This window comes from Leptospira licerasiae serovar Varillal str. VAR 010 (assembly GCF_000244755.1).
Classification (GTDB): Bacteria; Spirochaetota; Leptospiria; order Leptospirales; family Leptospiraceae; genus Leptospira_B; species Leptospira_B licerasiae.
In genome coordinates this window covers 195,397-216,270 of the sequence record NZ_AHOO02000009.1, presented here as the reverse complement: position 1 = coordinate 216,270, position 20,874 = coordinate 195,397, and the positions used below count along the sequence as shown (strand labels likewise).

General features: G+C 41.7%; 22 protein-coding genes and 1 pseudogene. 18 read left to right on the top strand and 5 right to left on the bottom strand.

Annotated elements, in window-relative coordinates:
- Window positions 1–3: 3 nt before the first annotated feature.
- From LEP1GSC185_RS11965 to LEP1GSC185_RS11950, 4 genes are all read right to left on the bottom strand, one after another.
- A complete protein-coding gene (locus tag LEP1GSC185_RS11965; RefSeq protein WP_008588856.1) occupies window positions 4–1,236 on the bottom strand; it encodes an RNA polymerase sigma factor in 1,233 nt (410 codons plus the stop codon).
- 27 nt (window positions 1,237–1,263) lie between these two features.
- On the bottom strand, window positions 1,264–1,620 hold the full coding sequence (locus LEP1GSC185_RS11960) for a YciI family protein (RefSeq protein ID WP_008588818.1): 357 nt from the start codon (window positions 1,618–1,620) through the stop codon (window positions 1,264–1,266).
- 66 nt (window positions 1,621–1,686) lie between these two features.
- A complete protein-coding gene (gene hemH / locus LEP1GSC185_RS11955; protein WP_008589001.1) occupies window positions 1,687–2,793 on the bottom strand; it encodes a ferrochelatase in 1,107 nt (368 codons plus the stop codon).
- Window positions 2,790–3,884 carry a putative porin gene (locus LEP1GSC185_RS11950; RefSeq protein WP_008589106.1) on the bottom strand — a complete coding sequence of 365 codons (1,095 nt, stop codon included), beginning with the start codon at window positions 3,882–3,884 and terminating at the stop codon, window positions 2,790–2,792. Before LEP1GSC185_RS11950 ends, hemH begins: the two co-directional genes overlap by 4 nt.
- A 187-nt stretch (window positions 3,885–4,071) precedes the next feature.
- Between LEP1GSC185_RS11950 and LEP1GSC185_RS11945 the strand changes: the two genes are divergently transcribed.
- From LEP1GSC185_RS11945 to LEP1GSC185_RS11930, 4 genes are all read left to right on the top strand, one after another.
- Complete coding sequence (locus LEP1GSC185_RS11945) at window positions 4,072–4,998, top strand: ParA family protein (RefSeq protein ID WP_008596765.1); 927 nt, start codon at window positions 4,072–4,074, stop codon at window positions 4,996–4,998.
- Complete coding sequence (locus LEP1GSC185_RS11940) at window positions 4,982–5,683, top strand: ParB/RepB/Spo0J family partition protein (protein WP_008588776.1); 702 nt, start codon at window positions 4,982–4,984, stop codon at window positions 5,681–5,683. Before LEP1GSC185_RS11945 ends, LEP1GSC185_RS11940 begins: the two co-directional genes overlap by 17 nt.
- Window positions 5,684–5,787: 104 nt before the next feature.
- Window positions 5,788–6,393: an NADPH-dependent FMN reductase gene (locus LEP1GSC185_RS11935; protein WP_008589272.1), complete on the top strand. Its 606-nt coding sequence runs from the start codon at window positions 5,788–5,790 to the stop codon at window positions 6,391–6,393.
- Between the two features lie 453 nt (window positions 6,394–6,846).
- Complete coding sequence (locus tag LEP1GSC185_RS11930; protein WP_008589074.1) at window positions 6,847–7,245, top strand: cyclic nucleotide-binding domain-containing protein; 399 nt, start codon at window positions 6,847–6,849, stop codon at window positions 7,243–7,245.
- On the opposite strand, the gene LEP1GSC185_RS11925 is transcribed toward LEP1GSC185_RS11930, so the two are convergent.
- Window positions 7,246–8,268: a GGDEF domain-containing protein gene (locus tag LEP1GSC185_RS11925; RefSeq protein ID WP_008588943.1), complete on the bottom strand. Its 1,023-nt coding sequence runs from the start codon at window positions 8,266–8,268 to the stop codon at window positions 7,246–7,248. It lies immediately after the preceding gene.
- A gap of 135 nt (window positions 8,269–8,403) precedes the next feature.
- Here LEP1GSC185_RS11925 and LEP1GSC185_RS11920 point away from each other — a divergent pair, with 135 nt between their 5' ends.
- The 14 genes and pseudogenes from LEP1GSC185_RS11920 to batB all read left to right on the top strand — a co-directional run.
- Window positions 8,404–9,168 (top strand): SDR family NAD(P)-dependent oxidoreductase, encoded by a 765-nt coding sequence (locus tag LEP1GSC185_RS11920; RefSeq protein WP_008589275.1) that lies wholly within the window; start codon window positions 8,404–8,406, stop codon window positions 9,166–9,168.
- 12 nt (window positions 9,169–9,180) lie between these two features.
- On the top strand, window positions 9,181–9,696 hold the full coding sequence (locus LEP1GSC185_RS11915) for a low molecular weight protein-tyrosine-phosphatase (RefSeq protein ID WP_008588996.1): 516 nt from the start codon (window positions 9,181–9,183) through the stop codon (window positions 9,694–9,696).
- Complete coding sequence (locus tag LEP1GSC185_RS11910) at window positions 9,689–10,975, top strand: NAD(P)/FAD-dependent oxidoreductase (RefSeq protein WP_008589077.1); 1,287 nt, start codon at window positions 9,689–9,691, stop codon at window positions 10,973–10,975. The genes LEP1GSC185_RS11915 and LEP1GSC185_RS11910 overlap by 8 nt, the downstream gene beginning before the upstream one ends.
- Window positions 10,976–11,025: 50 nt before the next feature.
- A complete protein-coding gene (locus LEP1GSC185_RS11905; protein ID WP_008588746.1) occupies window positions 11,026–11,838 on the top strand; it encodes an SDR family oxidoreductase in 813 nt (270 codons plus the stop codon).
- A 15-nt stretch (window positions 11,839–11,853) separates the two neighbouring features.
- Window positions 11,854–12,273, top strand: coding sequence for an SRPBCC family protein (locus tag LEP1GSC185_RS11900; RefSeq protein WP_008589210.1), 420 nt, complete (start codon window positions 11,854–11,856; stop codon window positions 12,271–12,273).
- Window positions 12,274–12,425: 152 nt separating this feature from the next.
- Window positions 12,426–12,791: a hypothetical protein gene (locus LEP1GSC185_RS11895; protein WP_008589019.1), complete on the top strand. Its 366-nt coding sequence runs from the start codon at window positions 12,426–12,428 to the stop codon at window positions 12,789–12,791.
- Window positions 12,792–12,835: 44 nt separating this feature from the next.
- On the top strand, window positions 12,836–13,924 hold the full coding sequence (locus LEP1GSC185_RS11890; RefSeq protein WP_008588951.1) for a DUF1574 domain-containing protein: 1,089 nt from the start codon (window positions 12,836–12,838) through the stop codon (window positions 13,922–13,924).
- A 100-nt stretch (window positions 13,925–14,024) separates the two neighbouring features.
- Window positions 14,025–15,392, top strand: coding sequence for an LIC20035 family adhesin (locus LEP1GSC185_RS11885; RefSeq protein WP_008589084.1), 1,368 nt, complete (start codon window positions 14,025–14,027; stop codon window positions 15,390–15,392).
- Window positions 15,393–15,524: 132 nt separating this feature from the next.
- Window positions 15,525–16,172: an LIC20036 family protein gene (locus tag LEP1GSC185_RS11880; protein WP_008589231.1), complete on the top strand. Its 648-nt coding sequence runs from the start codon at window positions 15,525–15,527 to the stop codon at window positions 16,170–16,172.
- Window positions 16,173–16,183: 11 nt separating this feature from the next.
- Entirely contained in the window at window positions 16,184–17,194 is a 1,011-nt protein-coding gene (locus LEP1GSC185_RS11875) for an AAA family ATPase (protein WP_008588770.1), read from the top strand.
- A gap of 14 nt (window positions 17,195–17,208) precedes the next feature.
- Entirely contained in the window at window positions 17,209–18,033 is an 825-nt protein-coding gene (locus LEP1GSC185_RS11870) for a DUF58 domain-containing protein (RefSeq protein ID WP_008588725.1), read from the top strand.
- Window positions 18,030–18,932 (top strand): LB_053 family protein, encoded by a 903-nt coding sequence (locus tag LEP1GSC185_RS11865; RefSeq protein WP_008589094.1) that lies wholly within the window; start codon window positions 18,030–18,032, stop codon window positions 18,930–18,932. Before LEP1GSC185_RS11870 ends, LEP1GSC185_RS11865 begins: the two co-directional genes overlap by 4 nt.
- Window positions 18,929–19,873, top strand: a complete 945-nt coding sequence (gene batA, locus LEP1GSC185_RS11860) for a VWA domain-containing protein BatA (protein ID WP_008588813.1) — start codon at window positions 18,929–18,931, stop codon at window positions 19,871–19,873. The genes LEP1GSC185_RS11865 and batA overlap by 4 nt, the downstream gene beginning before the upstream one ends.
- Window positions 19,870–20,868 (top strand): annotated as a pseudogene (batB, locus tag LEP1GSC185_RS20280) (VWA domain-containing protein BatB); the annotation flags it as partial. The gene batA and the pseudogene batB, both read left to right, overlap by 4 nt.
- Between the last annotated feature and the right edge of the window lie 6 nt (window positions 20,869–20,874).

The window sequence follows — 20,874 nt, the reverse complement described above, 5'->3', positions numbered from 1 at the left end:
TGATTACTTTGAAAATTGATCGATCTTTTTCAGGAGGCTGATCTTGTCATGAGAAGTTTTTGCAAGCGAAAGAGCTTTGCGAAAATGTTGCTCGGACTTGGATCTATCTATATCTAAATATAATTCTCCTAAAAGAGCAAAATAAAAATGATTTTCTTTTATGTTTAATTTTTCCGCTTCCACGATCGCTTCCTCTTTGCTATTTGCTTTTGAAAGAGCGTACGTCCTGTTTAAAGCTGCAATCGGCGAATATTCTAACTGCAGTAGACGATTGTATAACTGCAAAATATTTTCCCATTTTTCTTTCGTATCTTCCTTTCGAGTGTGCCAGTAAGCGATCCCAGCTTCCAAATGATACTTTGTGAGCTTGGTTCCGATGGCTGCTTTGTTTAAGAAAATTTCTCCCTTAGCAATCAGATCGTAATTCCATAAATTTATGTTCTGATCTTGGTATAAGATTTGTTCTCCATTCTCATCTTGTCTCGCTTCGAATCTTGAAGTATGAAAACACATCAGCGCGAGAAGTGCGTATACTTGAGGTTTGTCCGTGATCCGATTCTCCACAAGCATGCTGCAGAGACGGATTGCCTCTAAACAAAGATCTTTACGTAAAGTTTTGTTTTGACTGATGGAATAATATCCTTCGTTAAATAACAGATAGATCGTGTAGAGGACGGAATCTAATCTATCTTCTATGGCTTCCGGTTCGGGAAGTTGAATGGCTATCTTCTTTTCTCTTAATTTTTCTTTAGCCCTAAACAGCCTTTTGTTGATCGTTTCTTTATTGGTTAAGAATGCATCCGCTATTTCTTCTATCCCGAAACCGCATAATATTCTAAGAGAAAGTCCGACCTGCGCTTCCGGAGAAATAGAAGGATGGCAGACCGCGAACATCATTCTGAGCTGGCTGTCGTATATATTTTCAGGGGAGAGGTCTATCTCAGATTCAATATTCTCCGTATGTGTTTTGGTAAGTTCGGGAAGGATCTTATTTTGAAAGACTGAATTTCTTTGCAGGTAATTTTTGGCTTTGTTCTTTGCTACGGCATAAAGCCAGGCGATCGGGTTTTCCGGATTTCCTTTTATTCCCCAAGTTTCTGTCGCGGTTAAAAATGTCTCGCTTGCGATCTCTTCGGCGATTTCGAGTCTTTCGAATCCTATATGTTTGCAAAGAACGGAGACTATCTTTGTGTATTCATTTCTGAATAGATGAGGTAATATCTCCGTACTTTGCATAAGATTGACGCTATATATATGTTTCGGTTAACGTGTACCGTCTAGGCCTACTATCTTTCTCACTTCCACACTATTGCCAGGGCCATTTAGGATCGGGCATTCTTTAGCGATATTGGCTGCTTCTTCAAAATTTTCGGCTTTGATTGTGATAAAACCTGCTATTGATTCTTTCGTTTCGGCGAATGGCCCGTCAGTGATGATCTGCCCGGATTTGATGACTTTTCCTTCCGTAGATAGTCCTGTTCCACCTACGAATTTATTTTGAGCGGCGATCCCACCCACCCAATCCTGGTACATTTTCATATACACTTGCATTTGTTCCGGAGAAGGTTGAGCATCTTTTGTGATCAGATCCAATCGCATTAAAATCAAATATTCGTCCATATTTTCTCTCCTATAGAAGTCGATTTCTATCTATAGATCAATCCGGTTTATGAAAATTGGACATGATTAAGAGAAACAATTGCAAGCTACCTTCTCTTTTTTAGGATCCCATCCGCCCGAAGTTTTGCAGATACAACTTAACTGTCCGCCTTTTTGAGCGGAGTGTTTTGCCTCAAACACAAATTTTGCTAACGCCTCTAAGAATGCAGGATAAGTTCCCGGCGCTGGAATTCTATAATATTCCGAAATCCCGTTCTGGAGAGCATGGTCTCTTATCTGAACTCCGATCTCTTCCAATGTTTCCAAATGATCGCTGATAAAACTGATGGGATAAACTGCTATTCTTTTTGTCCCTTTTTGTCCTAATTCCTGGATCTTGTCCAAAGTATTAGGCGTTGTCCATTTGCTAGGTCCTACCCTACTCTGGTAAGATAAATGTATCTGTCCTTTGTAACCTTTATCTCTCAAAAGAGATGTGATAGCTTTTACATTCTCTTCGATCTCTTTCGTATACACATCGCCTTTTTTGATTAACCGAAGAGGAATCCCATGTGCGCTGAATACTATGTCTAAGTTTTGCCAGTCGGAAATCTTTTCCTGTTTGATATGCAAAAAATCTTTTTCGGAAAGTTTGCCCTGGAAAAAATCCAGGATCAAATCTCGGATGGATTCTAAATATTCTTTTCTTTCGGAGAACGGTCTTACCCAAAGCGGGTCTGAAGCAGGACAGTATCCTAACTGCTTTTCCATTAGCATCGCAGTGGAAAGGACTGTGGATCTGGAAAAATGAGGAAAGAGCGGAAGAATTACCACCCCTTCTTTAGGATCAGTCCAATCGGAGGGGAGCTCTCTAATATCCGGATATCCGCAGCACATCGCGGTCTTGACTTCCCATTTTTCTCCGGACTCTTCTAAAAGTTTTTTCAATCCCTCGGCTTGTTTTTCCGTTTCGGAAACAAGTGGTGAACCTCCTCCGAAGCCCATAGAAGCATAAGTCTCTTCCACTTTTTTAGCTCTTGTTTCTGCGATCCTTCTTGCAAGTCTGATCCTAAGAAATTCAGGGAGAGGAAGATCGAATACTAAAGGATCTTCGAATAGATCTTTCAAAAATTTCGGGATTTCTTTTGCGTTTCTAGGACCGCCTAAGTTGATCAGTAAAAGTTTGTTTTTCATAAAAAATGGCTCACTTGGAATTCAATTGAATATTGTTTTGTGCTCAGGTAGTTTCTGTATCTTCCTGAATAATTGGAAATAATGTCCTCTCTGTTTAGGCCGCCTTGGGTCTGAAAACTTCCTTCCCCATACAATCTATGCTCGGTCAATTTTAGGAAGAATAGCCAAGAGGGAAGAATGTATCCTGCTCCTACACTGGTTTCCAGTCCGAAGCCGGAAGAATCTCCTATAAAGTTTAGATTTCTTTGGTAATGATAATCCCTGAAATGTGAGTACCATACATTTCCAGAAAGGTTTGCCTCAAACATCCAAGTTCCGTCGGAATATCTATAACCGAATCCGAATGGAACTTCCCAGGTGGAAATGGAATAACTGAGCCCAATACCTATCGGGCCATAGGTGACTGGTACGGTAGCGATCCATTGCATTACGTCGTATAGATAATATTTATAGAATGTATAATAGGCTCCGCCTGTAAGATAAAGACCTGACCCGGGTTTTCTGGGATCGGGATTTGCTCCGCCGAAATATTTTCTGACCAGAAAGCCAATCCTGTCATCCTTCATTTTCAATTTTCCTCTTCCGTCCGCAAAGTTTTGGGTCCCTGTGAATGTGTAAGGTGTATCGTAAAAGCTTGCGTTGGCGAAATCGATCTTTGTTCCTTTTTCTCTGCTTACACTTCCTAAAAAGAAGTCCTCGTCCCTTCCCTCTCCGGTCCTTTGGTTCTTGAAAGTGGTCCTGTATTCCAGGTTGATCTCCCAAGTTTCCCACCAATGTTTTAATCCGATCCCTCCATATTCAAATTCTCTATTATAGGTGATCCTGGATCCTGCTTTTAATCCGGAAAGATTTGGGAACTTTGTGCCGGATTCGAAAATATGTTGGCCTCCATTTTCTCCTGCGAGTCCTGTGATGGAGCTTCTGGTCATTAGTTCGGATAAAATCGCCTGGAATTTACTTTGGGTTGTCGCGGTTCCGGATAGTTTTGTTTCTGATCTTATTTCTCGGGGAGATTCCGGCTCCTGTGCGATCAAGTCGGCTGTGGCAAATAGGCAGAATATTGAGCTTATGATTCGAATCTGAATTTTCATTTCATCCTAGAGCTGGGGTGAAATGATCTCATCCCCTTTGAATTCCTTTTCCGAGAAGAAACCTTAGCATTCTCCCCTCCCCTATCGTTTCAATTCGGTTTTTTCGCTCTTAAAGCAATATGAGACATAGGTTTTCTTGACAAATCCGGTCATGAAAGCTGATCTATTATCAGGGTCAAGGTCTGAAGTGAAAGCCAAGGTTTTAAGTGTGGAAGAAGTCCTCTCCGAATATGTTTTAAGTTCGGAAGATGAGTTTCTGGAGAAGGCGGAAAAATGGTCCCTGCCCAAAGACAATAAGGGCAAATACAAAACCGAAGTATTGGATAAGTATTTTTCCAAAAAGACAAAACATTCTTTTGAGTCCGTGATCATTGCGGTTTCGAATCAAAAAGGTGGAGAAGGTAAAACTACAGTTTCCATCTGCCTTGCGGAAGCATTGGCAAAGGCCGGCAAAAAAGTTTTGTTATTGGATTGGGATGCTCAGGCAAACATTACTCAGTTGTATGTCGGCCAAGCGGATAAATCCGTTTTTCATAGTTTAGGTTATAAAGAAGAATCTAAAGTAGATATTTCGGAAATTATTGTGAACCTGGCTCCAGGTTTGGATTTGGTTCCTTCTTCCATTCATTTGGCGAATTTTACGACACCTTATGAGAGAGACGATTTCGATCTTTTGAAAGAGGCTCTGTTGCCGATCCGTTCTTCTTACGAATATATTATTATAGATTGTCCTCCTTCTCTCGGTTTGATCTTGGAGAATGCTTTAATCGCTGCAGACCTTGTTTTAGTTCCTATACAGACAAGGGCATTTAGTGTGCAAGGACTGAAGGATCTCCATGGTACAATTGAGAAGATCCGTAAAAAAGCGAATCCAGGCCTTGGGCTTTTGGGTGCCGTTTTAAATCAGTACGAAGATTCGAGGGCGCTTTCCGGACTTGCTGAAACGGTCCGAAAATATTTTCCTGTGTTCGATTCTGTCGTGTATAGAAGAGAGGCAATTCCTCAGTCTCAAGCAAAACGTAAACTTTTATCCGAATACGATCCTAAAGCGATGCAAATGTTTTCTACCTTGGCGGAAGAAGTTATGAGGAGAGCGAATGGCAAAAAGATCTGATTTTGCAGGGCTGGATTTATTAACAGCTTTCGGCGGGGATGAATCCCTTAAAAAGGAAATTCTTCTTTCCGATATTATTACTAATCCGGAGCAGCCTAGGGTTTTCGGAAAGGAAGATGTGAGCGATCTTGTGGAATCAATGAAACGGTTAGGCTTAATTGAGCCGATCGTTGTCCGCAAGTTAGGTAAAAAGTTCCAGATAGTAGCCGGAGAAAGAAGGTTCCAGGCTGCAAAACTGATCGGCTGGAAATCCATACCTGTCGTTGAGACGGAAGCCTCCGAAGATAGATGTTATGAGATCGCCTTGGCGGAGAACGAAAAACGTAAAAGCCTAAATCCTTGGGAAGTCGGGCGGGCTATCCAGTTCCTAAGAAAAGAAAGAAAAAAAACCGCAGAAGAAGTCGGTAAGATACTCGGTTATACTGAAAGATATGTAAAACAGTTAAGCTCGATTGCAAGATTAGATCAAAAGTCTGTCTCGGAATTGCTCAAAAGTGGGAGCGATCTTTCCGTTAAAAACCTGGAAACTCTCCTGAAAAAGAAAGAAGGACGGGGGGGTGAAACGATTTCACCCCGCAAGCCTGGGGAAAGAGTTACCTTGGATCTTAAACCTCTTACGGTTAAGAATAGAGAATCTTTTCTCAGAGAACTTTCTAACCTAAAGAAAAAGTACGGATTGAGCTAAGTCGATTTTTTTCTCGTTGGAGAAATCTCCGGTCTTTTGATCCTGTTCTCATACGACCGATCAGCGGACTTTTTCCGCTCTCAGGTTTCTAATAAAGGAATAGAATGAAAATTGGAATCATCGTTGGCTCCCAACAAAAAGTATCTCAATCGTCTAAAGTAGGCGAATTTCTAAATTCTAAATTAAAAGAAATGTCCGTCGAAACTTGGACATTGGACCTAGGGAAAAATCCTCTACCGATCTACGATTCTACTCAGACAAGCGACGATAACGCCTGGACGGATTTTTGGAAACCGATCGATGAAAATTTAAAAAGTTCGGAAGGTTTTGTAGTTATCACTCCCGAGTATGGTGGAATGGCAAGTCCTGCAATTAAAAATTTCTTTCTTCATGCGGGCCTGGCTCAATTGGGCCATAAGCCTGGACTTCTTGTCTCCGTTTCTTCCGGTAGAGGTGGTGCTTTTCCGATCAATGAGATGAGAGCTAGCAGTTATAAGAATACCAAGATCTGTTATATTCCTGAACAATTGATCTTTAGGGATGTGGAACATTTGATTAATGGGGGAGATCCAGTGTCTCCAGAAGATAGTTTTATTAGAGAAAGAAGTGTATTTGCTCTGAAAATCCTGGTCGCCTATGCGGATGCTTTATCTGAGATACGTGAGTCAGGTGTGGTCCAGGATCCAAGATTCAAAAATGGGATGTCTTAAGAGTTCGTACGAAGATCTCTGAGTTCACAGAAATAGTAAGCGGCAGCGATGCGTAGATCTTTAGTCCGGGCGAAGCCCGGATGAGCGGAACGCGAAATCGAAGCAGCGCGACCCGAGCGGCGATTTAAATGGCCTTCGGCCACCGATTCCCTATGGGTCGCTGCGAGTGGGGCCGCCCCCCATTCCCTAAATTACCTCATTTTAATGAGACATAATTCTGCAGTGATCCAACGTCAATTTGTGACGAATCTAACAAGTCTCTCTTGGAAAATCGAATAGGGGAGGGGAGTTCCTTCCCCCGTAATTGGCTCAAAGATTGGCTTTTCTGACCCGATGATATATTCTGAGGGCTGTCGGATTTTGATCCGTCAGTTAGGAAACGAAAAGTTTCCAAGTCAGATAAGACGGACCGGATTTTTAGATGTTTCGGTCTAAATTGAAAGTTAGGAATTCATGAATAAAATTAATATCCAGGCCGGCCAAATTATTTTCAGAGAAGGCGAGTTGAACAACTCGATGTATATCATCACCTCTGGGACTGTTGAAATATTTTTTACTCATAAAAACTCCGCTACTCGTTTGGCTTTAATGAAGAAGGGAGATTTTTTCGGAGAAATGGCTTTATTCAGAGCCAAGCCTAGAACTGCCACTGCGAGAGCGGTAATGGATACCGAAATGGTTGCGGTGGAATCCAAACAACAATTGGAAAGGTATCTACTCGCGAATCCTGAGTTTGCCGCTAAGATGGTGAGGATTTTGGCGGATCGTTTGGCGAATACGAACGAACTTTTGATCTCTAAGCTGAACGAAATTACTACGAAAGAGATTGAATATCAGATAGACGATAAGTGATCAGGTATACGTAATGCGGTCTTTGCCCGCAGCTTTTGCCTCGTATAGTTTTGCGTCTGTGAGCGAATATAATCTATTACTTTCGTCTGCGTCTGCAGGATATTCTGCGACTCCTCCTGAGACTGTGACTTCTATTCCAAAATCGTTTTTAGAGGAATTTCTTAGATAAGTCCTGAATCTTTCGATTGCCACTCTTGCGTTCTCTTTAGTGGTTTCCGGAAGAATAACCGCAAATTCTTCTCCTCCGACCCGACAACTGATGTCCTCCGTCCTAAAGGCATACATAAGGGTTCCGGCTACCAGTTTTAGGATATCGTCTCCGAAAGAATGCCCCTTTGTATCATTGATCTTTTTGAAATTGTCCAGATCGAACAAAAATAGGCAGAAACTTCTTTTATATCTTTTGCTTCTAGTGATCTCTTTATTCAGTACTAGATTGAAATATCTCCTATTGTAGATGCCCGTTCCTTCGTCTATGACTGCGTTTAGGATGATCTCTTCGAAAGAGTAGATATCCACGATCTTAGGGTTTTCTATTAGTCTGTTCTTTAGATAAATATAATCTAAAAGTGCGACTACGAAGTTCATACTTCTGCCCAATTGTTTGCTTAAACTTTCTGCATGCGCGTAGATCTCTTTCCAAAGAGATCTGGCTTCGGATTCCGGTAGATCTAGGTTTGCGATAATCCTAAAAAAGTCCGAATAAAAGTAATCGTCCTTCTTTCCCATCTCTTCGAATTTATTGGCAAGGCTAGGTAGAGGAGCTTCTTTATCATTCACGATCTCTAAGATTGCGGTTTTTCGCTCGGAATTGACTTGGCCCAGTCCTTTGAACCTATCCCTCATTTCTATAAGTTCGTTTCTGGCTAGATTTGCTGTGGTTTCGTGGGCGTTAAGGGTCTGTTCAGCTGTGAGTAATTCTACTTCTCCCAGCTTGGAAACTCTTTCGTAGAGTTCCAATAATTCCTTGAGTTTTTGGATTTCCGCTTCTTTTTCTTTTAGTTCTTCTTGTAGGCTTCGCATTTTGCTTCGAGTAGTGTGGGGCTTGAGTCCTGGTAGGAACTCCTAACTTTAGGGTTTGTTATGGAATACTGGTAAAATAATTCTTTTCCACCTTATGGGTAAACCAATTTAATGAATTACTTGGCGGTTTCATCTATGTCCAAAGGTCCGAATAAGAAAAAAGTTATTATCACTGGAGCTAGTTCCGGTATCGGCAGAGAGCTTGCTCTTTTATATGGAAAGGAAGGTCATGATCTGGCTATCACTTCCAGAAGAAAAAATGTTCTGGAGGACATCGCAAAAGAGATCCGATCCTTTAACGCAGGAGGAAAGGTAATCTTGGCTTCCTTGGATGTTTCTGAATCCGCCGATAATTTTAAAGTTCTTCCTAAACTTGCTAAGGAACTTGGCGGAGTGGATCTGTTCATTGCAAATGCCGGAATTTCCACTAACTCCTCTTTCGGCCAAAAAAGTTTCGAAGCGGATAAGAAGGTAATCGATACGAATTTGATCGGGCTTATGGCAGGCATCTCAGCTTTGCAACCTATCTTTAGAGATCAGAAAAAAGGGCAAATCGTAGGAATTTCTTCCGTCGCTTCTTTTAGAGGTCTTCCCGGTTCGGCAAGTTATTCCACCTCCAAGGCTGCGGTTTCCACTTATTTAGAAGCGTTAAGGGGAGAAGTCAGACAATTCGGTGTGAAGGTTACAGTCATCCATCCGGGCTTTATCGATACTCCGATTAATCAAAAGTTGAAATCCCGTCCTTTTCTTGTTTCCGCAGAAAAAGGCGCTAAAAAAATTTACAATAGGATAGAATCCGGAGTTCGATCTGCGACAGTTCCTTGGTTTCCTTGGGCATTGATCGGGGTTCTGATGAAATCTCTTCCGGAATTTTTATGGGAGAAGATCGGGCCTAGATAAAGGTTTTTGGACATGGTAGGAACTCCAGACTCATCGAATATCTACAAAGTCCTCTTCGTATGTTTGGGAAATATCTGCAGATCTCCAGCGGCTGAAGGTGCATTTTTGGATCTATTGGAGAAGAGGGGACTTTCTTCTCTTTTCGAAGTGGATTCCTGCGGCACTTCTCGTTATCATATCGGGGAATTGGCCGACCCTAGGACTAGACAGACTGCCCGTAAAAAGGGAATAGAACTCACTCATAAGGCTAGGCAATTTAAAAGAGCCGATTTTGAATATTACGACTTTATTCTGGCGATGGACAGATCCAACCATAAGGATCTGGGAACGCTTGCTTCGAATGAGGAAGAAAGAAAAAAAATTCATTTGTTCAGAAAGTTCCAAAAGGGACAAGGAAAAGATTCCGATGTACCTGATCCATATTATGGAACTTTAAAGGACTTCGAAGAAGTTCACCAGATCGTTTTCGAGGCTTCGGAAGGTTTTCTGGAATATGTCTTGAGTAAAAATGGAGTAAAGAATGCCTAAGGGTGAAAGAAAGAAAGTAGTAGTGATCGGCGTAGGTTTCGGGGGATTGCAAGCAATCAAAAAATTATCCAAAGAAGAAGATTTGGAGATCGTAGCAATCGATAAAAAAAATCATCATTTGTTCCAACCTTTATTATACCAAGTAGCCACCGCGGTTTTGAGCCCTGCAGACATTGCAATTCCAACAAGATCTCTTATCGGGGATAAAAAGAACGTTACAGTTTATTTGGGCGAAGTAGAAAAGATAGATATTCAGGCAAAAAAGGTCTATTTCCAAGGGCATTCCGAAGATTATGATTATTTAATATTAGCTGCCGGGGCCAAATCAAGTTATTTCGGGAACGATCATTGGAAAAAATATTCTATCGGTTTGAAATCGTTAAAAGATGCTCTATCGATCCGGACTAAAATTTTAACTTCTTTCGAACAAGCGGAACTTGCGGGAGATCCTGAACTTGCCAAAAAACATTTGAATTATGTGATCATTGGCGGAGGTCCTACAGGTGTGGAGCTTGCCGGTTCCATCGCGGAACTTTCTCATGAGATCGTTCGAAATGAATTCCACACTATCGATCCTGCTTTGGCAAAGATTACTTTGATCGAAGCTTCTCCTAGACTTCTTGCAGCGTTCGCTCCTAAGTTAAGCGAATTCGCAAAGGTTCGTTTGGAAAAAAGGGGAGTGGAAGTTCTGACCGGCACTAAGGTCCTCGAAATAGATCAAAACGGAGTCAAGATAGAAGGTAGAACAATCCCTTCTTCCACGGTAATCTGGGCTGCGGGAGTACAGGCAAATTCTATCGGAGCATCTTTAGGAGTCCCTACCGATAGAGCAGGAAGAGTGATGGTGGATGAGTTCTGCAATGTGGAGGGCCATCCTGAAGTTTTTGTCATAGGTGATATCGCGAATTATTCCAAAGGTATGGAAAAACCGTTGCCCGGTGTTTCTCCGGTTGCAATGCAGCAAGGAAGATATGTTGCTTCTCTCATCCGCGGAGATCTGAAATCCAAAAAAAGAAAACCATTTCGCTATCTGGACAAGGGAAGTATGGCGACTATCGGTAGACAAGATGCGGTTGCTCAGGTAGGTAATTTCAGACTAAGAGGATTTTTCGGCTGGGTAGTTTGGCTTTTTATCCATATATTCTATCAGGTAGGATTTAAAAATAAGATCTCTATCTTCATCACTTGGGTTTGGTCTTATATTACATTCCGTGCAGAAGCAAGATTGATCCAGGATGAGATCGAAGCTAATTCCAACGGTTCTTCCGCGCCGAATTAGAGCCGAAAATAATCCTTGAATAGGTCGTACATAATAAAAGAATAAGCCCGATGCGAACCGATCTTTGGAAAGGCAAGACAATCGTAATTACCGGAGGCTCTTCCGGGATAGGAGAAGCTTTGTTAGAAAGTTTATCCCAGATCCCTTGCAAGATTATCAATCTTTCCAGGTCAGAACCGGAGTTAGTCCATAAGATTTCTAAGAAGAAAGAAAAACGACCAGCGCAAATCTTCCATATTCAGGCGGATCTTTCTTCTGAAAAAGAGATCAATAAAGCCGTATCTAAGTTGGCAAAACTTACGGACGGCATAGATGTTCTTTTTAATAACGCAGGTATAACCGCTCATTCTAGATTCGATCAAACTCAGATAGAAGCGTTCCGTAAAGCGTTCGATGTGAACTTTTTCGGTCCGGTCTTCCTTACAATGAGACTTCTACCTTTTTTGAAAAAGAATAAGGGAGCGGTCATGGTCACTTCTACAGTCAGCGGGTTGTATGGAATCCCTGCGAGGAGCGCTTATTCTTCTTCTAAATCCGCACTACATGCAGTTATGGAAGCAGCACGGATCGAACTTTCGGAAGAAGGTCTTAGATTTATCATATTCTGTCCTCCTTATACTAAAACAAAACTAAGAGCAAACGGTATAGACGGGGACGGTCAGAAGCTGGGGGAATCCCATTATTCGGGTAAAAGTAAAACTCCGGGAGAAGTTGCTGAGAAGATGATTCTCTCTATCGAAGATCCGAATTCAAGACTTGTAGTAATGGATAAAAGCGGATGGTTCTTAAAATGGATGAGGAATATTTCCCCTTCGTTTTTGGAAAAAGTATTATATAAAAAACTTTATAAGGACTTTCATTAAAGGACTTAAATCTATATGGAAACTAGAAGCATTATTAAAGAATTTAAATATGATTTTCCTTTGGAAAAAGTTTGGAGCGCGGTTACTGTCAACGAAGAGTTGATCCATTGGTTGGCGGATAAGGTAACCGGACGTCCTAAACTAGGCGGTACTTTTTCCTGGACTTGGAACTTGGGTCCGGAAGGGGAACTTACTTCTACAGGTATTTATAAAAAGATCGTTCCCTTCCAAGAGTTGATACTTCAATGGCAAGATCATCCTGCAGGCGATATAGAGCTCAAGCTAGAGTTCGAAAAAGACGGGGATTCCACTCTTCTTAAACTCACGAACTCAGGCTATCCAACCGGAGAAAAATTCGATCATTGGATCGAGGCCGCGTCGGAAGGCTGGGACGAAGAAAGTATGCACTTATTACAATATCTTAGGAAGAACTGAATATCTCTTTAGTGTCGGATTGTGTTTTTGTTTTCCGCTTGAACTCTCGGGTCCCTAAAAAAAGATGACATTAGAGCCCCGATTATAGGGTGCTTGCGGTCCTTCTCCCAACGGAGGTCAAGATCGCGAGCGGCTTTTCAAGGCGGTATACAGTGAACTTTCCAGAACTAGACTCTTATTTTCAAAGTCTTACGGATATCACAGATACGATTTCGATCTTAAACTCACCTTACGAGTCCGAATTCGATTCAGATATTTCTAAGATGGAAGACTTCTTAAATGAGATCCAATCCATAGATTGGCTCGCCACAGACAAAGAATACTTTAACTTATTCACCAGCCACTTTTCCTTTCATATCAAAATAGTCGAAGAGATCGTTCGCGAGGCGAGGGAGATCCTGCATCCTGAGCGTCGTATGCATGTAAAACGTTTGGTAGGATACTGCAAAACAACCGAAGAATGGTTGGCAGATCTTCAAAAACGTCGTAGAGCAACCGAAACTCTCGCAACTGCTTGATATAATCTATTGACATCCCCGGTCAGCCGGGGAGTCTTGAGTTCGTGTCCGAGAACGAGCTCCAATCAAAAGAAAAAATTAATTTTTTCACCCATCCCTTTCTATTCTATCCGGTAATTCTTTTTATATTCATATTCGCTTTAGATAAAATTTTCTTTTTGGATAAGGTCAGAGACTACGTAAAAGTAGAATTGACCTATATTTATTACGACGTTAAGCAAGATCTCCTAAAAGAGATGATCTCCAAGTTCGGAAAGAATGCGGAAAAGAAGTCCGACAAAAAGTTGGTACTTCTAATGGGTTCTTCCAGGATGTTATACTTCAAAAACGAAGAGATCCTGGATTTCTATCCCGATTGGGAAGTTTATAATCTTTCTTCCGCCGTGACAACTCCAGCATACTATCTTTATTTTTTAGAAAGATTATTCGAAGCAGGCGTCAAGCCCGACTTTCTGGTTTTGGAAGCGGACCCGTTTCAGTTCAATGCAAATAGTACTACATTCAAAAAATCGAATTTAGCGAATAGTTTCGACCTTAGATTCATTCTTTCCAATGCCTGGGATCTGGGTAAGGAGAATGTGAACTATTATCTGGCAAATTATTTTTTCGGAGTAAGTAAAAACAAACCTTATCTCACTAACGTCTATTCTCATCTTACCAATAAAAAATTCGAACAGGCCGACCTGATCAAAAAATTGACCATAGATTCTCTGCATAGAGATAAGGGGAACGCAATCTCTCCTGCTGGCGGTTTTATGGAGAAGGATTACGGAAAATTAGAGGCAAGTTCCATTCGCACTATCGGCTGGATCTATCCTAAGTATTCTCCTTCCGAAATGCAATTTTCCTTTTATGAAAAGATCTTAAATAAAGTGAAGGAAGAAGGTGTTCCTACCCTAGTCGTCCGTCCTGAAGTTTCTCTACCTTTGGAAAATCTTCTGAAAGAACTGAATATACCGGCGCCATGGTGGGAAAGAGTTCGCCCGATCAACCAAAAGTTCGGTATTCCGATCATTGATATGGCAGAAGCGTCCGACTACGAATGTAATACTTTTGCGGACAGTGGTCATATGGCCGTGGACTGTTATCGCCCATTCTTACGCTTTTTAAGAATGAGATATCCTGTAGAGTAATTCGCCTTCTTTCTATATATTTCGCCGGGGAAAGGAGGTTGACGAGAGGAATTGTCTGCCTTAATTTTGCTTCGTTAGATTTTCCCCAAAAGGCGAACCCATGAAAAAAATTATAGTCTGTCCTAAATCTTCGGCTATCGATAACGATAAAATTTCAGGCTTCAAGAGCTTGGCTCCGTGGGGGCAAGCTCTTATATCCACAGCGGTTTCAATTTCTCTTTTGATCGGATGTTCTTCGACGAGCGTCGTTGAGAACAAGGGCAAGAATGCCGAGTTCCAAATTTTAGAGCCGAATATCAGAATAGAAAAATTCAAAGAGACATTCAATTTAAAGGCAGAAGGTCCGGTTAACTTAGACTGCTCCGGAAAACCTTGTACTCCGGATCAAGTTAGCGCATTAACTCCCGATCAGATCAAAAAACTAAAACGTAACGGTTCTTGGAAAGAATACGTGGAGAAGGAAGATCTTCAAAAAAATAAATTTTCCGTTCTAGTCCGCGTAGGCGATTACAAAGACGATAAAAGAGAAGGGATCTGGAAAACATTATACGAAACTGGAGAAACTTTAAGAGAAACTCCTTATGTTGCCGGATTGAAAGAAGGCGAAGAGAAAAAGCTGGCAAAAGACGGCACTCAACTTGAAAGCACAATCTACAAGGCTGACAAGAAGAACGGTCCATATTGGTCTAAAACGGACAAAGGTATCTTAAGCGACGAAGGTACTTACGCAGACGATAAGAAAGTAGGCACCTGGAAAGATTATTATAACGAAGACGGCGCTAAAAAATCAGTAATCGAATTCAAAGACGGCAAAAAAAGCGGTAAAGAAACGAATTATCATAAAGACGGAACTACTGTCTCCTCCGAAGGAAACAATTCCGACGACCTAAAAACCGGTTATTGGAAAAACTATTACGATAATGGATCTCCACAATCCGAAGGTAACTATGCTCCCAAAGGTTCTGGCGCGGATAGAAAATCACTCAGAATAGGCGCTTGGAAGGAATATTACAAAAACGGAAAGGTTTTTGCGGAAGGGCAAAGGGATCATACTCGTAAGGGAGAATGGACCTTCTATTGGAGTACAGGAAATCCTGCTTATAAAGGGACCATGATGAATGAAATGATGATGAGTTCCGCGGAAGTATATGATAAGGACGGAACAATCCTTGGAAAAGGAAAACTTCTTTTCGATCTCTTACTCATGGATGAAAAAACGGACGAATTGAAGGCAAAATATAAGCCTGATTTTCCGTTTGCATATTATAAAAACGGCAAGAAGTCCTTTGAAATTGCAGCAAACGGTACTGCGGTCGAATATGACGAGTCCGGTGCAAAGATCGGACAAGGGCCAATTATGCCTGGGACAAACCAAAAAAACGATTGTTGGACCACGCCTCAGGGTAAAAAATATTACGTGAACGGTAGAGAAAATCCTAAAATGGGAGAGCTACAGGGCTGTAAGTGATCTTTAGCCTTACGTTCATTTCAATTTCTTAAGTATAAAAAGCTCGGAGAAAAACAACTCCGGGCTTCCAGCTTTTAGAAAGGCTTTTCTCAATCTGTAAAATTCTTCTCTATTTAATGTTGGAATTCCAACATGGATACACGAGATGAAAAGGGAATCCTTGCCTTGGAAAAAATTATTACAAATAACGATCTTAAAAAAATCAGTCTAGGAATATTGGTCGCCGCTCCTTTGTTCTTCCTGCTTGGATATTTTGTCCGAGGATGTAGTTCGATAGATCGGCAGGCAAAAGTGACCTATAGCGGTTCCTTTACAGAGGGGACTTTGGTTTCCTTAAATTCTAAAAATGTAATATTGCAGGACCCTGATTTCTCTATTCCTCTCGAAACGGTCGAAAAGATAGAATTTTTAGAGGACGCCCAAAGTTTAAACCCTAACCAGGTACCTTTGAGTGACGCGGAAAAATCGTTTGTAGGAACGTATAAACTACAGATTGGAATTCATAAAGGTGTGTTGAGTATTTTTCCTCGCAAGACTGGAGGAATAGGAGCGACCTTGCGTTTTACGAATTGGGGCAAAGGGTCAAATGAGATTCTGACGGGCATTCGAGTCACAGGCAAATCGATTCGTTTTGTGAGATCGTGCGCGGGAGCAAGATGTTCCGAGATAGGTAGTAATGTTCCTTTTACCCAAACTTATACCGGAGACTTGGACGGTAAAAAGATCCAAGGAGCTTATCAAGGAACGAATAGTTCCGGCCGTTGGCTTGCAGAACGTTAATAGGAAATACTATGGAATCCATCGCAAAAGACCGTGAGAATATTCCCTTATCCGAATCCGATATTCATTTTGCAAAAGATACTTTAGATCGGATCCGCCAAGAGCTTACCGGTGAGATCACCGGCCAAGAATCAGTCGTTAAAAACCTACTCATTTCTTTAGCCTGCCAGGGCCACGTTCTTTTAGAAGGAATGCCTGGACTTGCAAAAACACTTCTGGCAAAGTCTTTATCTTCCGCATTGGATCTGGATTTTAAAAGAGTGCAGTTCACTCCTGACCTTCTCCCTGCAGACTTGATCGGAACAGTCGTATTTAATCCTAAAAACGGGGAATTCACCACACGCAAAGGTCCGATCTTCACAGGAGTTTTACTCGCCGACGAGATTAATAGGGCTCCTGCAAAAGTGCAATCGGCACTTTTGGAATGTATGGAAGAAAGAACGGTCACTATAGGTGAGAATACTTTTCCCTTGGAAAGACCTTTCTTGGTATTAGCTACAGAGAACCCGATCGATCAAGACGGAACCTATCCTTTGCCGGAAGCGCAAATGGACCGTTTTTTTATGAAAGTGCTGGTGGATTATCCTGATATAAATGAAGAGTTGGCAATCTTGGAACAGCACGGTAAACTTGCAGCCGGTCCGAAGCGTATTAAAAAAACTGCAACTGCTAAGGATGTTCTCAAGGTCTCTTCTCTTGTGGATAGAGTACATGTGGAGCCTAAATTAAAAAGTTATATCGTTCGTTTGGTAAGGAACACTCGTCCTGAAGAAAAGACAGTTCCGGATCTTCTTCCTTATGTAAAACATGGGGCCTCTCCTAGGGCTAGTTTAAGTCTGCTCAAGGCCTCTAAAGCAAAGGCTTTATGGGAAGGAAGAGATTATGTGGCTCCGGAGGATGTGAAGGCGGTCCTTCCTGAGATACTTCGTCATAGAATTTTACTTACATTCGAGGCGATCTCGGAGGATGTAGGGATAGAATCCGTGGTTCGGATCGTTTCGGAAGCGACTCAGGTGCTTTGATCTAATCGACTAAAATGTTCCGCAAAGAATACCAAAACCTGATCCAACTTTTGGATTTTAAGGAGAGAGGATTTTCTCTTCGGAATAGGCAAGGTACGGCCGCAAGTTCCAGAAAGGGTAGGGGAGTAGACTTTAAGGATGTTCGACCTTATGCAGTCGGCGATGATACTAGACTTATCGATTGGAATGTTACTTCTCGATTCGGAGAATTACATGTTAGAGAATTCTACGAAGAGAAGGAAAGGCTGGGAGTCTTTTTTCTGGATGTTTCCGAGTCTATGGACTGGAGTAGCTCGGAATGGACTAAGGCTGAGAATGCTTTTCAGGTTTTGGCTCTATTAGTTTTACTTTATATACGAAAAGGTAATCTGGTCAAAATCCTGCTCTATTCGGATCGATTGGAATGGGAAACCGGTTATATCCGGAACACGGAAGAAGCACTTTCTTCATTGGAGAAGGTCCGTTGTTATCCGCATCGGAAACTAAAAACCGATCCTAAACTTCCGTTCGTGCTCTTGAAAAATAAGATCAGAAGGTACACCGATTCTTATATACTTTCTGATTTTCACGGACTTCCTTCATTAAAAAAACTTACAGGCCTCAGAAGATTTCATACTCTACATGCCATCCGATTTAAGGATCGTTTAGAAGAAAATGCTCCTGGAGGTTTTTTCCAATTCTTCTTATTAAAAGATCCTGAGACAGGGGCTACTCCCTCTCCAGTGGGCGGAAGTATCAAAAAGAATCTGGAATTTTTGTTTAAGTCCAGATGTTTGGAATTAGAAGGTAAAGATACTGATCCGAATAAACTTCTGGAATATTGGAGACGTATGTCATGAAGGCGGGGATTAGCCGTCTCGGATCCTTGGATCGTATTCGATTTTTATGTTATACTTTTTATTTGAGTTTGGTGTTCTTTTCAGCGCCTGCGTTTGCTTGGAAAGAGGACTGGGAACCTAAGGAAGTAGGGATCGGAGACAGGGCAGAGTATTTGTTGGAATTCCAACATGGAGAAGTCCAAAATCCAGAGGTTCCTTCAAAAGGAATGTATCCTGATCCCGGATCTCCGGACCTTCCTTTATTCGAAGTTATCTCATCCGAAATTTCAGACACGAAGATCAAATTGAACGTAGCCTATTATACTTCCGGAACTTTCTATTTGCCCCTCGTTTGGAAGGATAAAGACGGAAAAGAATTTCGCTCCGAAGCGGCTTTAATTGTTCGTTCTTCTATAGGAGAGAAAGATAAAATTCCTGAAGAGATTTTACCGCCTCTGGAATTTTCAGGAAAGTACGGCTTGAAGTTGGCAGCAATCCTTGCAGGTTTGGCCGCTTTAGGTTTAGGGATCTTCTACGCATGGTATCTAAACCAAACCGCATCCAAAAGAACAGTGGATGCACTTGTGGAAGCCGATCCCTGGGTTCAGAAAATTCTAATATATGAAAGTAAGTTGGACGAGATAGTCAATTCCCCTCCTGTTTTCGCAAGGGCATTTTATAGGGTTCTGTCGGGTTATATTCGAGAGAATATGTCCAAAAAAATGAACGCTCCATTCGCGCATTTGACGGAGGCGGAACTATTCCAACGAATCTATGATTCTTTCGGATTGGAAGAAGAGGAAGTTAAAGCATGGGAGAATACTTTTCGTAGGGCACAGTATTCCGGAGAGGAAGTGGAGATCTCTCCTTCCGAAGCGCTGAAAGCCTGGGATTATTGGAAGGAGGCGCTTTCCAAATGACGGAATGGGAGGCTCCATATTATCTTTTCCTAATTATTCCGATCTGGATTTGGACGTTCTATTCTTATTGGAAAAACGAGCCTGCCTTGGGAGTTGAACTTCGTATACCTGGGAACGTCCGATACGAAACGTTTTCACTGAAACGATTTTTATCTTCGGCGGCTCCTTTAGTGCGCCCGATTGCATTGACATTGTTTGTGATCGCAGCGGCAGGTCCCGGAAAAAGATATAGGTTCCTTCCGGATGAAACTAAGGGAGTAGACATCATTTTGGCGTTAGACGTATCCGGTTCCATGTCTAAGAGCAGGGATTTCTTACCTGAAACACGTTTAGGAGTCTCCAAAAAATTACTCAAAGAGTTTATTAGAAAAAGAGAAAATGATCGTTTGGGGCTGGTCGTATTTGCAGGAGGAGCCTATCTGCAATCTCCACTGACAAACGATAGGGAAGTTTTAGAGGAAATATTAAGCCAAGCAGAGGAAGAAACGGTGCCTGAACAAGGGACCGCTATTGGAGATGCACTTATTCTTTCCTGCTATAGATTACGTAGGTCTCCCGCAAAATCGAAGGTGATAGTGCTTATAACGGATGGAGCTTCTAATACCGGTCGTATAGATCCGGTTACTGCAACTGAGATCGCTAAGGGTGTGGGAGTTAAAATTTATTCGATAGGTATCGGAAAAGAGGACCAGTCTTACGAAGTAAATTTCGAAATTTTGGATATACTTTCTAAGAAAACAGGAGGAGTATTTTACAGGGCGGAAGATATAAGCGAGTTGAGAGAAGTTTTAGCTTCCATTGATTCTTTGGAAAAAGATCTTCTGGTCCTCCCCCCGGAAGAAGTAAGAGAATCTGAGTCTTTAATTTTTCTGACCTATGCACTTGCATTGTTGGGATTGGATCTGCTTATCCGATCTTGGGTGTTTCGGTATTACCTATGAGCGAAACTTTTTTGGAATCTTTTTGGATCTCCCTTGGGCTGATCTTTTTCGCTTACGCTTTATTTAAGCTTGTATTCTATTTATATTGGAGACGTTGGAAAAAAACGTATCCAGGATTGCCGAGAGAATCCAAAGTCCCGCCTTTTTATATAGTTCTAACGAGGATCTTGGTGCTTGCTTTCGTATTCTATCTTTCTTATTTTGCGTATCAAAGAACCGAATCGACCAAGTCTAAAGAAGAGGAAATCTCTCAAGGTGTGGACTTTCTATTCTTGATGGATGTAAGTCTTTCTATGCAGTCCGTGGATACTCGTCCTTCTCGGATTGCTAGAGCGAAAGAAACCATCTTGAGACTTCTTCCTCAATTGAACGGGAACAGATTTGGCATGATCGTTTTTGCCGCTTCACCATTCGTATATTGTCCTATGACTTCGGATACTCGTGCATTTTCTGAGTACGTACGAGGTCTGGATGTGGATATAGTAGGAGATAGAGGAACGGATCTAAAATCCGCGTTTAAAAAAGCGGAAGACATTTTGAATTCAAATCAGGTATTACGAAATCGAATTTTAGTTTTGATTTCCGACGGAGAAGATATGGATTCCCCAGGTACCGTAAAATTTCCTGCCGAGGTTTGGGTTTGGTCTGTAGGAACTCCAACAGGTGGACCTATCGGATACTCGGAAGACGGCTCCCGTGTGTACGGTTTTTTAACAAAAGACGGATCCTTGGCTCCCTATGAAAATTCTCCGGGGGTTATCATTTCTAAATCGAACCCAGGTTTTTTAAAAGAACTGGCGGCTGCAAACGAGGGAAGATTTTTATCTTTGGATTCGGAAAGTCCTGAGATCGGAGATATAAAGTCCTGGATCGGTTCCATGGAAAAAAACACAGGACAAAGAATTCGTAATGGAAGAAGGGCAGAAGGAGCTAAAAAGTTTTTAATACCCGCACTTATACTTTTGTTGTTCGACTTTTTCGTAATAGAGTTCTGGGGAAAA